This window comes from Colwellia maritima (assembly GCF_022669015.1).
Lineage (GTDB): Bacteria > Pseudomonadota > Gammaproteobacteria > Enterobacterales > Alteromonadaceae > Colwellia > Colwellia maritima.
The window spans coordinates 216111-232577 of record NZ_JAKKSL010000005.1; the positions used below are offsets into that span (position 1 = coordinate 216111).

The window sequence follows — 16467 nt, forward strand, 5'->3', positions numbered from 1 at the left end:
TTTTTATCTAATTGCTTGGCTTACGCGTTCACCTTCAGGTTGAGTAGGATCAAAGCGTCTTATTTGTATAACCATACCAATGTAGGGATGATCAAAATAATGAATCTCACCTGTAATTACCCGTCGGTTTTGACTAAAGTTAATGAGCTTAACCTCATCAGAAATGCCATTGTCAGAGATGGTTTCAATGGGGTCTTGATTATACAAATTGAAATCAGCTGTGATATAAAGGTAATGATCTAAATGTATTTTTAAAAAACCGTCTAAAAACCATGGTTGCAGTAGAGAGTCAGGTGATTTTTTCCTAGTAATTGGCAAAATACCATGAGGTATTTCACCGTTTATATCGATGTTGTTAGTTAGGTTGCTTTCACTTTGCGTTATTTGAGTTAACAGCGTATCAAGGTTTTGTTTATCAATTTGATTTACAATATTATTAATTATCTCGTTATCTATTGCGTCATTTGAGGTGCTTTGTTCTAAAGCGTCAAGGCGAGAAAATAGTTGTGTTTGAGTTAACACTTGTGGCTTTTGTGCTTGATCTATTTTGAATTCATTATCAACACTCGTTTGATTTTGGGATAATTTTTCAAGTAAGTTTTTTTCTATCGCGTTAGCTTCTTCAACTTCAGCTTGATAGGTAGTAAGTGCTTTTTGGTATTGATATTCAATATGATCGCCGGCAAACAGTTTAAGTGGAATGGCATCTTTTTCTGTGATACCCACTTGTCGCCACCAAAATGTAGTAAAGGTTGGAATTCTTTACTCCAGCGTAACCCTTGATAGATATCTTTTAATAATAAAGACTCATCAGCAATTAAATAAGGGTTGTCACTATCATGTAACCCCATGGCATTCAATTTACTTGGTAAAGCATCAACCCCAAATGAGTCGATATTGAAATGCTCAAGTTGTTCTTTATCAAGAATGTCTGCCATTTCTGTTTGCGTAATAATACAAAGCGATTTAGTTGAGAAAATTGCTTTAGCTAAATCCTCTTTCTGTAAGTCTAAAACGATAGGGGTTGTGTTTGATTGTTCATTTATTTGATCGTTTATTTGTGATCTTGTTTGGTTTAATTCAGTTTCTATCAATTTAAATTGGCTATCAACTTGCACTTGATCTAGATTTTGAAGTAGCTCAGCTAAGAATTGGAATTGCTGTGGTTTTGATTCACCGCACTGGGGCATCAATTGTTTTATGTTCGTTAAATCTGGTTGTAGATATGAGCCTAGAAGATCAAAAGAGTGCTTATACTTAGGCAATTTTGAGGCATTAATACCTTTAGGAAATTTTTCTTTTAAGTTAGCTTTATCACCTAATTTGCCGGAATAATATCACCTCAATTTCAAACCATCGGTCAGTGTCCGCATCTTTTTGATTTTGGGCCCAAACGTCAGTATTCATAGTAAGCTGAGAAAGGCTTAGCGTAAGCAGTGAATAGAAGAAAGCTGAATTTAATTTCATTAATAGTCCGCGTTTGATATCTGATATTAGTTTTATGTTAGTTATGTTAGTTATGTTAGTTATGTTAGTTATGTTAGTTATTTTGATTTATTTGCTGTTAACTCACTCAATAAGTTGCTGATCAAGTTAAATCTTGCTTGTTCGGTTTCACTTTTTTGGCTAAATTTTAGCTTGTTAGGCGGTACCATCTTATACATTGTTGGTTGTTTTTGCACTAAAGCAATGATCAACATATGATCAACACTGGTATCGTCATTGAATTCAATTGAGCCGCCTTTTTCACTCACTTCAATGCGTGATATACCAATAGTTTGGGCTTTTAAGCGAATTTTCGCAATATGAATTAAGTTTTTTGTTGCTTGGGGTAATAAACCAAAACGGTCGATTAACTCTACTTGAATATCATCTAATTGATTTTTGTTTTTACAGCTAGCGATTCGTTTGTATAAGCTTAAACGTATGCTGACATCAAAAATATAACTTTCTGGGATCAAGGTCGGTAAACGTAATTCTATTTCTGTTTGTTTAGCGGTAACTTGATTAAGGGATAATTGCTTACCGTCTTTTAATGCTTCTACGGCGTGATCAAGCATTTCCATGTATAAACTAAAGCCTACTTGGCTCATTGAGCCTGATTGGTCTTCACCTAATAATTCACCCGCACCTCGTATTTCTAGATCGTGCGTTGCTAGTGTAAAGCCTGCCCCTAAATCTTCCAGTGAGGCGATTGCTTCAAGACGCTTTTTGGCATCTTTTGTCATGCGTTTTTCATGGGGGGTTAACAGGTAAGCATAAGCTTGGTGATGTGAACGACCAACACGGCCACGTAATTGATGTAATTGTGCTAAGCCTAAATGATCAGCTCTGTCCATGATAATTGTGTTGGCGCCGGGAACGTCAATACCCGTTTCGATAATGGTTGTACACACAATTACATTAAAGCGTTGATGGTAAAAATCACTCATAATGCGTTCAAGTTCACGTTCTCGCATTTGTCCGTGTGCTGTCACAACTCGTGCTTCGGGTACAAGTGCTTGAATGTCAGCGGCTGTTTTTTCTATCGTGTCGACATGGTTATGTAAAAAATAAACTTGGCCACCCCGTAACGTTTCTCGTAGGATTGCTTCTCTAATCAGTGCCTCATCACGTTGGCGTACAAAGGTTTTAACGGCTAATCTTTTAGGCGGTGGCGTTGCAATAATGGATAAATCTCGCATGCCGCCCATGGCCATATTTAATGTACGTGGGATCGGGGTGGCAGTTAATGTAAGAATGTCGACATTACTACGTAGCTGTTTAATTTTTTCTTTTTGTTTTACGCCAAATCTATGTTCTTCATCAACGACTAATAAGCCTAAGTCTTTATATTTAATGCTGTTTTGTAATAATTTGTGGGTACCAATTAATATGTCTATTTGACCTGATTCAACTTGCTTTATTATTTCGGTTTGTTGTTTGGCTGTTTTAAAACGAGAGAGTACTTCGATAGAGATTGGCCAGTTAGCAAAACGATCACGAAAATTGTCATAATGTTGTTGGGCAAGTAAGGTGGTTGGTACGAGAATCGCAACTTGTTTGTTATCATTAACGGCAACAAAAGCTGCACGCATGGCGACTTCGGTTTTACCAAAACCCACATCACCGCAAACAAGTCTGTCCATTGATTTAGGTGATAGCATATCGCTGATTACCGCGTTGATGGCTTGTTGTTGATCGAAGGTTTCTTCAAAACCAAAGCTATCACTAAAGGCTAAGTAGTCTTCTTTATCACGTTTAAAAGTATAGCCGGTATTGCTTGCGCGATTGGCATAAATATCGAGTAATTCAGCTGCAACATCACGTACTTTTTCGGCCGCTTTTTGTTTCGCTTTACTCCAGGTATCGGTGCCGAGTTTATGCAATGGTGCATGTTCAGGGTCACTGCCTGAATAACGGCTAATTAAATGCAAAGACGCAACAGGTACATATAATTTTGCATCATTAGCATAGCTAAGCATTAAAAATTCTGTGGTAATTCCGCCTGTTTCTAACGTTTGTAAGCCTAAATAGCGTCCAATACCGTGTTCTATATGAACAACCGCCTGACCAATAGAAAGTTCCGCTAAATTTTTGAAGATAGCATCGGTTTCAATATCTTGAGTTTTATTTCGTCGTCTTGATTGACGAACATGATCACCTAATAATTCTGCTTCGGTTATGAGAGCGATGGCATTATTTTTAGTACTGGCTTTGGTGCGTTTTTTAGTTTGGAAAGTAAAACCTTGGCTGAGTGCATTAACACTAATCCCTAATGATTCTGGGGAATCGATAAAATCTTCAATTGTGTTGAATATGTTTGGCTTGATGTTATCGCGTGCGAGTAACTCTAATACACTTTCTCGTCGACCTTGGCTTTCTGCAATAAATAATATTTTATTGGGGGTTTCTTTATCACTGATAAAGTTGTTTATTAATTCAAAAGGATGTTTAAGCTTATGATCTATGGTTAAGTCAGGTAATGTTTCAACATCAAAATGAATAGCACTCGATTTTTGCTTTTGCTCAATTTCGGGTGATTGCACCATTGGCGTACAAGCTTCAATTGTAATGCGAGCAAATGGTTTTAACTCGGTATAAAGCAACTCTTCACTTAAAAACAATTGTTCTGGTGGCAATAGCGGGCGTGTTGGATCGTAACGTCGGTTTTCATACCGATAATGAATATCTTGCCAATATTGCCGGAGTGATTTATCTATGTCTCCCGATACAACAATGAGTGTATCAGGTGCTAAGTAGTCGCATAAACTACTACTGCTTGCATCAGTGTTATTCTTGTTATCGAAAAAAAGTGGTAAGTAGTATTCTATACCGGGTGGGAGAATACCATTACTTACTTGGTGATAAATTGATTCTTTATCTATTGAGCTTGTAAATAGCTCTCGATATTGGCTGCGAAATAAATTTATTGCGTCTTTATCTGTTGGAAATTCATGTGCCGGTAATAAGTTAATATTGTCTACTTTTTCATTTGAACGCTGATTATCTGGATCAAATAAGCGAATTTCATCAATTTCATCATCAAAAAAATCTAAACGAAAAGGGATGTTACTACCCATAGGGAAAACATCTAGAATTGCGCCCCGTGCAGAAAATTCCCCATGTTCCATCACTTGGTCAACACTACGGTAACCACAAGACTCTAGCGTTTGTCTAAGCTCGGTGTAAGTCTTTTTTATCGCCTTTGTTAACAATAAAACTATTTGATTCTATATATTTTTTTGGGGCTAGTCTTTGTACTAAGGTAGTGACTGGCACGATGACAATGCCTTTTTTCATACGTGATAATTGGTAAAGCGTTGCCAGGCGTTGAGAAATAATGTCTTGATGGGGAGAAAAGGTATCGTAGGGTAAAGTTTCCCAATCAGGAAATAAGCATAAGGCTAAGTCATCTTCATCCTGCGTTAAACTTCGCAATTCATGTTCAAGTTTTAGTGCTGTTGGCGTGTCGTGAGTAACCAATAATATTGGTGCATCACTGACTAGTGCGCTGTGATATAACGCGATACTGTCACTAGAGCCTTGTAGATTGTGCCAGGTTTTTTTATCAACTCTGGTTAGGGTGTTTTTGGCTAAAGTGGGCGTTAGTAAACAGCTTTTTTTGATCATAGCGTAATTTTAATAAGGGAGCGAAAATTATGACTGCATATTCTAACTAGTTTTGTGTGATTTGAAATGTATTTGACAAAAATTTATTTTATTACTAAACCTAAAGATAGCATTTTGCAGTTAATTTAAATGCTTTTACTTTTAATGGATATCTTTACAAGGATTTAATATGAACGTTTTATCACTGAAAACACTTACCTGTGCGTTACTTACTTCAATTTTACTTTTTAATAGCAATGTTGTTTTTGCCGACAATACTGTGTCAAAAGACACCGTGATAGTTGAGCAAGTTATTCATTTAAATAAGTCAACAGTTGATGATTTAGTAACGTTAAAAGGAATTGGTCATAAAAAAGCGCAAGCGATTGTTGCTTATCGTGATCAGGTTGGTGGTTTTAAATCAGTTAATGATTTAATTAAAGTGAAAGGAATAGGTGAAAAAGTATTAGCGGACAATATAGGACGATTGAAGATCTAAAATTCACTTATTATATAGGTTAAAAAGTCAGCGTATTGCTGACTTTTTTATTAAAAATTGAAAGTGTAAAAATAACTTTTATATTCTATTTTGTTATAGAAGACGCGTTTGATATATAGAATTATCAATCCGAATGTGGCATTCTTTCACTATTAATTTTATCAACGTTTGTATTGGCAATGAATTTATCTCATTTAAAAAAATTAGAAGCGGAATCTATTCACATTTTCCGTGAAGTGGCGGCAGAATTTGACAACCCAGTAATGCTTTACTCGGTTGGGAAAGACTCAGCAGTGTTATTACATCTTGCGCGCAAAGCGTTTGCCCCTGGCAAAATTCCTTTTCCACTATTACATGTTGATACCAATTGGAAATTCAAAGAGATGATCGCTTTTCGTGATCAAATGGCTAAAGACTATGGCTTTGAATTGCTTGTTCATCAAAACCCTGATGGTATTGCCATGGGTATGGGACCTTTTACTCACGGTAGTGCGCAACACACTGACGTAATGAAAACTCAAGGCTTAAAACAAGCACTAGATAAGTACGGTTTTGATGCTGCCTTTGGGGGCGCTCGCCGTGATGAAGAAAAATCACGTGCTAAAGAACGTGTTTATTCTTTCCGCGATAAAAACCATCGTTGGGATCCTAAAAGTCAGCGTCCAGAATTATGGAATGTGTATAACGGTAAAGTTAATAAAGGCGAGAGTATTCGTGTATTTCCTTTATCAAATTGGACTGAGCTTGATATTTGGCAATATATTTACTTGGAAAGCATTCCAATTGTGCCTCTGTATTTGTCTGAAAAACGCCCAGTTGTCGAGCGCGACGGCACATTAATTATGGTTGATGATGATCGTATGCCTATTGGTCCTGATGATGAAATTCAAATGAAAGATGTGCGTTTTAGAACATTAGGTTGTTACCCATTAACAGGTGCTGTTGAATCAACGGCGACAACACTACCTGAAATTATTCAAGAAATGCTATTAACCAAAACGTCTGAACGCCAAGGTCGTGTTATTGATCATGATAGTGCGGGCTCTATGGAAAAGAAAAAAATGGAAGGGTACTTTTAAGCACCTTGCTATTATTAGCTAAGACGGGCTTACAAACCTAGGCAAATACATTTTAGTAAATAAATTATAAATTTTGAGAGAACGTGATGAGTCACCAATCAGACTTAATTGAAGATGATATTCAAGCTTATTTAAAGCAACATGAAAATAAAGAATTAGTACGTTTTTTAACTTGCGGCAGCGTTGATGACGGTAAAAGTACCTTAATCGGTCGTTTGTTGCATGATTCAAAAATGATTTTTGAAGATCAATTGGCTGCCATTGAAAAAGATTCTAAAAAATCAGGTACAACAGGCGAAGCGATCGATTTAGCCCTATTAGTTGATGGCTTACAGTCTGAGCGTGAACAAGGTATTACCATTGATGTTGCTTACCGCTATTTCTCTACGGAGCAACGTAAATTTATTATTGCAGACACCCCAGGCCATGAACAATACACTCGTAATATGGCAACGGGCGCTTCAACTTGTGATTTAGCCATTATTTTGATTGATGCACGTTATGGTGTGCAAGTTCAAACACGCCGTCATTCATTTATTTGTTCATTATTAGGCCTTAAGCACATTATTGTGGCCGTGAATAAAATGGATTTAGTGGATTTTTCGCAAGCTCGTTATCAAGAAATTAAAAAAGAATATCGTGACTTTGCTCAATCCCTTGATTTTGATGATGTACGTTTTGTTCCTTTGTCGGCACTTAACGGTGATAATGTTGTTGAAGAAAGTGTAAACATGCCTTGGTATCCTGGGGCAACTTTGATGAAGTTGCTTAATACTATTGATGTGGCACCAAAAAATGAATTTACGCCATTTCGTTTTCAAGTGCAGTATGTTAATCGACCCAATCTAGATTTTCGTGGGTTTGCAGGCACTATTGCATCAGGTCATGTTTTAGTAGGCGACACTATTGTTGCTTTGCCTTCAGGCAAGGAAAGTGTTGTTAAAGATATTGTTACTTTTGATGGAAACCTTGAGCGTGCTGATAAAGGCATGGCAGTCACATTAACACTTGAAGATGAAATTGATATAAGCCGTGGCGAGATGATTGTTAAAAAAGGCAATTTACCTCATTCAACTAAAGAATTTAATGCAACTGTTGTTTGGATGCATGAAAATGAATTAGAACCAGGCCGTGAATATTTTATTAAGCATGGCAGCAAAATGACTACAGGTCATGCGGAAAGTATTGAAAGCAAGTATGACGTTAATACGATGGAAAAAATGCCTAGTTCACAGCTAGCCATTAATGAAATTGGTTCAGTTAATTTGGTTGTTGATGAAGTATTGCATTTTGATTCGTATAATGAAAATAAAGGTACAGGTGCTTTTATTCTTATTGATAGACTCAGTAATATTACTGTGGGTGCGGGTATGATTAATAATGCCCTTGATCAAAAAGTCCATGAATACTCAGCGTTTGAGTTAGAGTTTAATACCTTAGTACGTAAACACTTCCCGCATTGGGGCGCAAGGGATATTGCTAAGCTTTAATTAGCACTTTTAGCAATAATAGCATCATAATGACGATACAACAGTGGCTGATGATAGCGGTTTTTATCACCACTTTTGTTGGCCTTCTTAAATACCAACAAGTACCTGAACGTATTTTTTCAATTACGGTACTTGTTTGTTTAGCACTTTCTTTTGTTAGCGTAGATGACATTCTTTCTAATGCGGTAAACCCTGGTTTAGTCACGTTAATTTTGCTAGTACTTTGTTCATTTTCGTTTGAACGTACTAGTATTTTACGTCGTCTGAGTAACAGTGTTTTTAGTGGATCAAAAATTAGGTCAATGCTACGACTTTTCATCGGTACAGCTTTTGCTTCTGCCTTAATGAGTAATACGGCTGTGGTAGCAACCCTGATTAATAGCGTAAAAAGTAATAAGTTGATTAATGCAGGCAAACTATTACTGCCTTTATCTTATGCTGCTATATTGGGCGGTACTCTTACCTTAGTGGGTACTTCAACGAATCTTATTGTGAATAGTTTATTACTAGAGCAGGGAGCAACAGGCTTTAGTTTTTTTGATTTCACGGCGATTGGTGGTGTAGCATTAGTTTTCTGTTTAATGATTGTGGTTTTACGTGCGAGAACCTTACCTGATCTGCTACAGAGCGATTTGTCGACGCAAGACTATTTACTTGAAGCAGAAGTTTCGACAGACTCTAAATTAATTGGCAAAAGCGTTGAAGAGAATGGTTTACGAAATTTGGATGCCTTATTTTTGGTAGAAATTGTTCGTAGAGGACGTTTGATCTCACCTGTTACCCCAGAAGAAAATTTACAAGCTGCAGATAAACTTATCTTTAGTGGTGATATTTCCAAAGTATTAACTTTACAACAATTCGATGGCTTAACATTATTTGCAGAACAAGATGACTTGTTGCGAAATAATTTAACCGAAGTGTTGATAAAAAATGATTCCGCCATTGCAGGTAAAACCTTAAAAAAAGCAGGTTTTAGAGCGCGATTTGATGCAGCAGTAGTTGCTGTTCGCCGTGAAGGTTGTGCTTTATCAGGTAAGTTAGGTGATATTGTTTTACAGTCGGGCGACTTTCTTGTGTTGGCTGTAGGGCAAGATTTTTCTAGTAGAACAAACTTATCAAAGAACTTTTTTATATTATCAGGGCATCAAGCCGTGAATATGTTAAACGGTTGGCGTGATTACGGCACAATCTGGGGCTTTATATTGGCGATTGGTGTGTCGGTTATAACGCCAGTATCCTTACTTAGTTGTTTATTTATTTATGTTGCCGCACTTATTTTTAGTGGTGCGCTGACGGTTAATGAAATAAAACGTCGATTCCCTTTAGAAATTTGGATGATAGTGCTAGGCGCGTTAACTTTGGCTACTGCCGTTGAGAATACAGGACTAGTCGGTGTTATTGCTGATAGTATTGAGAAATTGCTTAATGGGAGTAGCCCTTATTTAGCCTTCGTTGCTATTTTTGTTTTAACCTTATTATTAACTGAGTTAATCACTAATAGTGCTGCGGCAGCATTAATTTTCCCCATCGCCTATAATATAGCGTTAGGTTTGGGCGTTGATCCTATACCTTTTGTGATGGCTGTGGCGTTTGCGGCAAGTGGAAGTTTTATTAGCCCCTATGGCTATCAAACAAATATTATGGTCTATAACGCAGGTAATTATCAATTAGCTGATTTTGTTAAATTTGGTCTACCTATATCCATTATTTATAGCACTACGGTATTATTGATGATTCCTTTAGTGTTCCCATTTTAGATTGACATTATTAAAGAGTATAAAATGAAAACAGAAAATACTGTTTGGCATGAACAACATATTTCCAAAGAACAATTTTGGTTTGAAAAGCCAGAAACCATGCTTATTATGGTATACGGGGCTCAGTGGCTCAGGAAAATCAACCGTAGCTAATGCGGTTGATGCGTTGCTCTTCAAATTAGGTTGTCATAGTTATTTACTTGATGGTGACAATGTTCGTCATGGTTTAAATGGTGACTTAGGTTTTAGTGATGAAGATCGAATAGAAAATATACGCCGCATAAGTGAAGTTTCAAAACTGTTTTTAGATGCGGGATTAATTGTGTCTACTGCCTTTATTTCACCCTTTATACAAGACCGAGCTAGTGCTAGAGCTAAATTGGCGGAAGGTGAGTTTATTGAAGTGTATATTGATACCCCCATTAGTATTTGTGAGCAACGTGATCCTAAAGGGCTGTATAAAAAAGCCCGAGCAGGTGAAATAAAAGATTTTACCGGGATTGATTCTACCTATGATGCACCTGAAAACCCAGAAATTCACGTTAAAACAGCTGAGCAATCAATTCAAGCTTGTGCCGAGCAAATTGTCGATTATTTGGTTAAACAGGGCTTTGTTTCGACAGATCAAAATTTAAATAATCACTTTAGTACTAAAGAATAAGGTTAACATATGCACTATGATGTGTTTAATGGTGATGCCGATGGCATTATTGCTTTATTACAGCTTCATTTGTCTCGAGACAAACCGCACCCTAAAGACTCGATTTTGGTCACTGGGGTAAAGCGCGATATTAGCTTACTGAAAAATGTTGATAGGAATAAGGCAACGTCAGTGACAGTGTTAGATATTTCTTTAGAAAAGAATGTTGAAGCTTTATCACAGTTACTAGACAAAGAGATTGCTATTTTTTATGTCGACCACCATAGAACAGGTGAGTTACCAAAATCTAAGTTTTTGACAACTCTAATAGATACCGATGCTAATATTTGTACGAGTTTATTGGTCAATAACTATTTGAATAACGAGTTTATTTATTGGGCTATTGCCGCTGCGTTTGGTGATAATATGCAAGCTTCAGCACAAGCACTTGCGGATAAACACAATGTATCAATTGAGCAACAAGCACTTTTAAGTGAGTTAGGCGTTTATATTAATTACAATGGTTATGGGCGCAGTATTGATGATTTGCATTTTCATCCGGCGATGTTATTTAAAACCTTGTTAGATTATGCTAATCCTTTTGATTTAATTAGTGAAGACGATTCCATTTTTTATCAATTACAAGCCGCTTACACAGCCGATATGGAGCAAGCTAAACAAGCAACAATATTGATAGATAACGACCAATTAAGTGCGGTACAATTAGCTGACGAACCATGGGCTAGACGCGTAAGTGGTGTGTTTGGTAATGAATTAGCGAATGCCGCACCAAACAAAGCGCATGTAGTTGTTACTTTAAATGAAACTACACATAAAGAAGCAGCATCCTATACTATCAGTTTAAGGGCTCCCTTAAATAATAAACAAGGGGCAGGGGAGTTATGTGTTTGGCTTTCCTACCGGCGGTGGTCGGTCTGCTGCCGCAGGGATTAATGCTTTGCCTGCAGAAATGCTTGGCGATTTTTTTGATAGCGTGGCAAAATATTACGCATAAACCGTATTTTATAGAGACAAGGGAATATAATGAGTTTATTGATCACGGGTGGCACAGGATATATTGGCAGTCATACTGTTGTTGAAATACAAATGTTAGCTGCCTCAGAGGGAAAAGAGTGGGATATCGTTATTGTCGATGACTTGTCAAACTCTTCTACTAAAGTACTTGATAGAATTAAGCAAATTACGTCGAAATCGGTCACTTTTATTAAAGCTGATGTGTGTGATTATGACGCGATGAATACACTATTTGAGCAATATGATATTGAAGCGGTTATACATTTTGCAGGCCATAAAGCGGTTGGCGAATCAAGTGAAAAGCCACTGAATTATTATCATAACAATGTGTCAGGTACGGTTACTTTGCTCAGGGTAATGGAATTACATAAGGTAAAAAAACTGGTATTTAGCTCTTCTGCTACAGTTTACGGTGATAATATTTCGCCGTTAAATGAAACCATGTCTACCTCTGCAACAAACCCTTACGGACAAACTAAGCTGATGATTGAGCATATTTTGTTTGATTTAGCGAAAAGTGACAGTGATTGGTCTATTGCTTGTTTACGCTATTTCAATCCTATTGGTGCGCATCATTCAGGCTTAATTGGCGAAAACCCTAATGGTATACCTAATAATTTATTACCTTATGTAGCACAAGTTGCCGTTGGAAGGTTAGCGCAATTGCAGGTATTTGGTGACGATTATGATACGGTAGATGGCACTGGCGTTCGTGATTATATTCACGTGGTTGATTTAGCTCAGGGTCATGTTAAAGCATTACAGAATTTGGATAAAATTACAGGCTGTAAAGCTATTAACTTAGGTACGGGCAATGGCACGTCTGTACTTGAAATTGTCAATACTTTTAAAGAAATTAGCCAACAAGATATTCCATATAAAATAGTACCAAGACGTCTTGGCGATCTAGCGACAGTCTATGCCAATGCTGATCTTGCGAATGAACTGTTGGTGGAAAGCAACAAGAAATTTACAAACGATGATTGAAGATACTTGGCGTTGGCAGTCAGAAAATCCACAAGGTTTTTAATCAATCTAGAAGGTCTTATCCTAGTATTGGCCACTTCAAAAGGCATTAAGTCTTTATATTGAAGTGGCTTCTGAGTTTTTTGTTAGCTATAACTGTTTGGTTAAACTAAAAGCGCCTCTTATTTCGCCTAAAGCATAACCCGTTGCTTTATCTTCAGGATAGTATTGCGTCAGTGCAGCTTTAGCTTCCTCACTTAAACTACTTCCGTGGCAAGTCAAACAAAGCGGTTCAACCCCTTGCGCTTTCATAAATCTATATTCATGATTCACGATTTCAGCTTTTGCTATGGTTTGTGGCTTTTCACCTGTTTCTTGGCGTTGATCAAAAGATTCTAACGTTGACTTTTCCCAAGCGTCAGGTATTGCATTTGGGTTATTTCTTGCCTTTAAACTGACTCTTTTTACTTGCCATTGACTGGCTAAACTTAATTCTTTAGCGATATTGGGAGCTAGTACTGAACACACTTCAATGGCGTGTTTAACGCCACCCTCTTTGAGTGCTTTTTTAAGCTGTGGTTTTAATGTGCCTCCGAATTGTTTTACGATTGTGATCGCTTCTGCTTTGAGTGCATTAAGATCGGGTTCATGAGCTAGCACTGAATAAGAAGATATTAAAAGGCTAGGACCTAGGGCAACCAAAAGCCCTTTTTTTAAGAAAGTTAACATACTGAAATCCTATATAATACCTATCTCATTAACGTTGTGATTATTTCTATTTGCTAAAATATCCCACTACATCGTTATTTATTTAATCATTAGAACAACTGGTTATTGAAATAAATACCATGTATGTGGCAACTTTTCTACGTATAAAATTGCTCACTTAATTAATGAAACGGGTCAAAATTAAAAAATTTTTAATTCAAATTGTTAGCCAGACAACTGACTTTGTTCATCAGCCCAAGCAAGTGCTTGATTATAGTGTCTAACGGCTTGTTCCTTATCTAGTTTGAGTTTTTCCATCACTAAGTTAGTTTTCTCCCATTGAGCATGTTCAATGAATTCCACTAATTTGATAATAGCAGCCATGATGCCTTTGCGGGTAAGTAAGGGATCTTTTATTTCTGCAGCTAATGGCAGTTTAGCTAATACAACCTCAAGCTCTTCATCTAAGATTGCATCTATCATTGATAATAAACCAATTAAAAAAGCAATGGAATCATCCGCTTGAGATTTAATGTCGTGAGCAACAAGTTCACAAAATTTAGCACGTGTCATTGCTAGCTTTATCAGTTCAGACGGTTTGTCAGGGTTTGCTGTTATGGCAAACATGAGTCCTAGAAAACGCTTAAGTTCACTTGAACCTAGTATGACTAAGGCTTGTTTAATGGTAGATATTTCGCTTCGGCGTCTGAATATAGCGGAGTTAGCATAACGTAGTAATTTATAAGATAACGTCACGTCACGCTCAAACACACTGGTAATACTGGCGAGATCTAATTCTGGTTTTGATGTTTCGTAAAGTAGCTCAGCCATCGCAAGTTGAGAGGGTGATAAATTTTTAGTTTTTATCATTTCAGGTTTAGCAAAAAAGAATCCTTGAAAGTATTTAAAACCTAGCTGTAATGCTTGATCATATTCTTCATAGGTTTCTACTTTTTCTGCTAATAGTTCAATGTGTGGATGATCTTTAATTGCTTCAATAATTATATCTATTTCATCAAAGTTTGTTTGTTGAATATCAACTTTAATTATTTTGATGTAAGGATAGAAGTGCGCCCAAACACTCTGATGCTCATAATCATCCAACGCGATTATATAGCCTTTACTATGAAGATCTTGACATAAGGAAAGTAATTTTTTACCCGGCTTTACGGTTTCTAAGATCTCTACCACAACTTCTTCGTTGGTTAGCATCTCAGGATAACCTTCAGAGAGGGTTTCTAGTGTGAAATTAATAAAAGCAAGTTTGTTACTAGTGAAATCACTTATGCCCATATTAAATTTACTAGCTTCAATCATTTTACTTGTGGCTACATCACCATCTACATCGGGGAAAACGTTGTCTATACTATCGCGAAAAAGCAACTCGTAAGCATAAAGTTTTTTGTTTACATCTAAAATAGGCTGTCTAGCGGCATAAAAGTACATAGTTTGAACATTTTCATTCTAATAAAATCAGTTATTAATCAATATACCTGTTCTATTTGAAGATGCAAGATTGTGAGTAAATTTATTGTTTTTAATATTGTAACTTTTCAGTGATGTTTTTTTAATACGACGATTCTAATACTTAGGTTTATTTTTAGTTGGTTTCTTGATAGCGTAGCAGGTCACTTTATAAATAATAGTTTTAATTAGAATAATAATAATTTAAGGAGAAGAACTTGGAATTTGGAACGTTGGTTTCTTTGGCATTGTATTTTATTGTCATGTTAGGTATTGGTCTTTACGCATATAAAAAATCGACGGATGATGTTTCTGGTTTTATGTTGGGTGGACGTAGTTTAAGCCCTAGTGTTGCGGCACTTTCTCTTGGTGCGTCAGATATGAGTGGTTGGATGCTTATGGGCTTGCCTGGCGCCATGTATATCACCGGCATGAGCAGTTTATGGATTGCCATTGGTTTAGTTGTAGGGGCTTTTTTAAATTACCTTATTGTTGCGCCGCGTCTTAGAACCTATACTGAGGTGGCCAGTGACTCTATTACGCTCCCAGATTTCTTTGAAAATCGTTTTGACGATAAATCTCGAATGTTAAGAGTCGTTTCTTCTGTGGTTATTGTGGTGTTTTTTACGCTTTATACTTCAAGCGGTATTGTTGCAGGCGGAAAATTATTCGAAAGCTCCTTTGGTTTAAATTATGAATTAGGTTTGTATGTTACTGTTGGCGTTGTAGTAGCTTATACTTTTTTTGGCGGTTTTTTAGCCGTGAGTTTAACGGACTTTGTTCAAGGTTGTATTATGTTTGTTGCCTTGGTACTTGTCCCCGTTGTTGCTATAAATGAAGTGGGCGGCATCAGTGAGGTAACAGCAAGTGTTAATCAGATTAACCCTGAATTACTCAATATTTTTAGTGGTGTGAGTTTTATCGGTATACTGTCAGCAATGGCTTGGGGCTTAGGCTATTTTGGTCAACCTCATATTATTGTACGATTCATGGCCATTCGAAGTGTTAAAGATATGCCGACTGCTCGTCGAATTGGTATGAGTTGGATGATAGTTGCAATTATAGGCGCTATGGCAACAGGTTTCTTTGGTATTGCGTATGTAGCTAAAACAGGTATGCAGCTTGATGATGCAGAAACAATTTTTATTGTGTTATCGCAAATTTTATTTAGTCCACTGATTCTTTGGTTTTTTATTAGCAGCAATATTAGCGGCAATTATGAGTACTATTTCTTCTCAACTTCTTGTGACATCTAGCTCTTTAACGGAAGATTTTTATAAAACCTTTTTGCACCAAGAAGCAAGTGATAAACAACAAGTATTAGTCGGTCGAATTTCTGTTTGTTTAGTCGCTTTAGTTGCGGTTTACTTCGCCTATGATCGTAACAGTACTATTTTAACCCTAGTGAGTAATGCTTGGGCCGGGTTTGGTGCTGCTTTTGGCCCTGTAATTATTGGTAGCTTGTATTGGAAGAAAATGACACGTAATGCTGCTTTGGCCGGTATGATTACAGGCGCTACAACTGTTTTGTTGTGGATATACTTGCCTTTTACTATTAATGGTCAATCATTAAGCTCAGTGATGTATGAAATAGTGCCTGGTTTTATTCTTTGTTCTTTGGTGATTTATATTGTTAGTATTATGTCTCCACAAGAAGATAGTGCTATTTTAGCGCAGCATGATGAAATGCTTACCCATCATCAGTAGTTTGATACCAGTTACATTAATTAAGTGATCT

At 36.8% G+C, this 16467-nt stretch carries 9 protein-coding genes and 4 pseudogenes; 8 read left to right on the top strand and 5 right to left on the bottom strand.

Annotation, left to right across the window (positions count from 1 at the left end; translation table 11 throughout):
* Positions 1-3: 3 nt before the first annotated feature.
* From L3081_RS21695 to mfd, 3 genes and pseudogenes are all read right to left on the bottom strand, one after another.
* Entirely contained in the window at positions 4-720 is a 717-nt protein-coding gene (locus tag L3081_RS21695; protein WP_242288534.1) for a CsiV family protein, read from the bottom strand.
* Complete coding sequence (locus L3081_RS21700) at positions 606-1265, bottom strand: hypothetical protein (protein ID WP_242288408.1); 660 nt, start codon at positions 1263-1265, stop codon at positions 606-608. Before L3081_RS21700 ends, L3081_RS21695 begins: the two co-directional genes overlap by 115 nt.
* A gap of 279 nt (positions 1266-1544) precedes the next feature.
* A pseudogene (gene mfd / locus L3081_RS21705) lies at positions 1545-5112 on the bottom strand (transcription-repair coupling factor).
* A gap of 169 nt (positions 5113-5281) precedes the next feature.
* Between mfd and L3081_RS21710 the strand changes: the two are divergent.
* The 7 genes and pseudogenes from L3081_RS21710 to galE all read left to right on the top strand — a co-directional run bounded on the left by L3081_RS21710 (position 5282) and on the right by galE (position 12621).
* Entirely contained in the window at positions 5282-5590 is a 309-nt protein-coding gene (locus L3081_RS21710; protein ID WP_242288409.1) for a ComEA family DNA-binding protein, read from the top strand.
* A 179-nt stretch (positions 5591-5769) separates the two neighbouring features.
* A complete protein-coding gene (gene cysD, locus L3081_RS21715) occupies positions 5770-6669 on the top strand; it encodes a sulfate adenylyltransferase subunit CysD (protein ID WP_242288410.1) in 900 nt (299 codons plus the stop codon).
* Between the two features lie 86 nt (positions 6670-6755).
* Positions 6756-8159 (top strand): sulfate adenylyltransferase subunit CysN, encoded by a 1404-nt coding sequence (gene cysN / locus L3081_RS21720; RefSeq protein ID WP_242288411.1) that lies wholly within the window; start codon positions 6756-6758, stop codon positions 8157-8159.
* Between the two features lie 29 nt (positions 8160-8188).
* Positions 8189-9916, top strand: a complete 1728-nt coding sequence (locus L3081_RS21725; RefSeq protein WP_242288412.1) for an SLC13 family permease — start codon at positions 8189-8191, stop codon at positions 9914-9916.
* A gap of 24 nt (positions 9917-9940) precedes the next feature.
* A pseudogene (gene cysC, locus L3081_RS21730) lies at positions 9941-10577 on the top strand (adenylyl-sulfate kinase).
* A 9-nt stretch (positions 10578-10586) separates the two neighbouring features.
* Positions 10587-11510 (top strand): DHH family phosphoesterase, encoded by a 924-nt coding sequence (locus L3081_RS21735; protein ID WP_338027450.1) that lies wholly within the window; start codon positions 10587-10589, stop codon positions 11508-11510.
* Between the two features lie 90 nt (positions 11511-11600).
* Positions 11601-12621: pseudogene (galE, locus tag L3081_RS21740) on the top strand (UDP-glucose 4-epimerase GalE).
* A gap of 86 nt (positions 12622-12707) precedes the next feature.
* Here galE and L3081_RS21745 read toward each other — a convergent pair.
* Together L3081_RS21745 and L3081_RS21750 are read right to left on the bottom strand one after the other, a co-directional pair.
* Entirely contained in the window at positions 12708-13286 is a 579-nt protein-coding gene (locus L3081_RS21745) for a Tll0287-like domain-containing protein (RefSeq protein ID WP_242288413.1), read from the bottom strand.
* Between the two features lie 204 nt (positions 13287-13490).
* On the bottom strand, positions 13491-14711 hold the full coding sequence (locus tag L3081_RS21750; RefSeq protein WP_242288414.1) for an EAL and HDOD domain-containing protein: 1221 nt from the start codon (positions 14709-14711) through the stop codon (positions 13491-13493).
* A gap of 236 nt (positions 14712-14947) precedes the next feature.
* Here L3081_RS21750 and putP point away from each other — a divergent pair.
* A pseudogene (gene putP, locus L3081_RS21755) lies at positions 14948-16436 on the top strand (sodium/proline symporter PutP).
* The last annotated feature ends 31 nt before the right edge of the window (positions 16437-16467 follow it).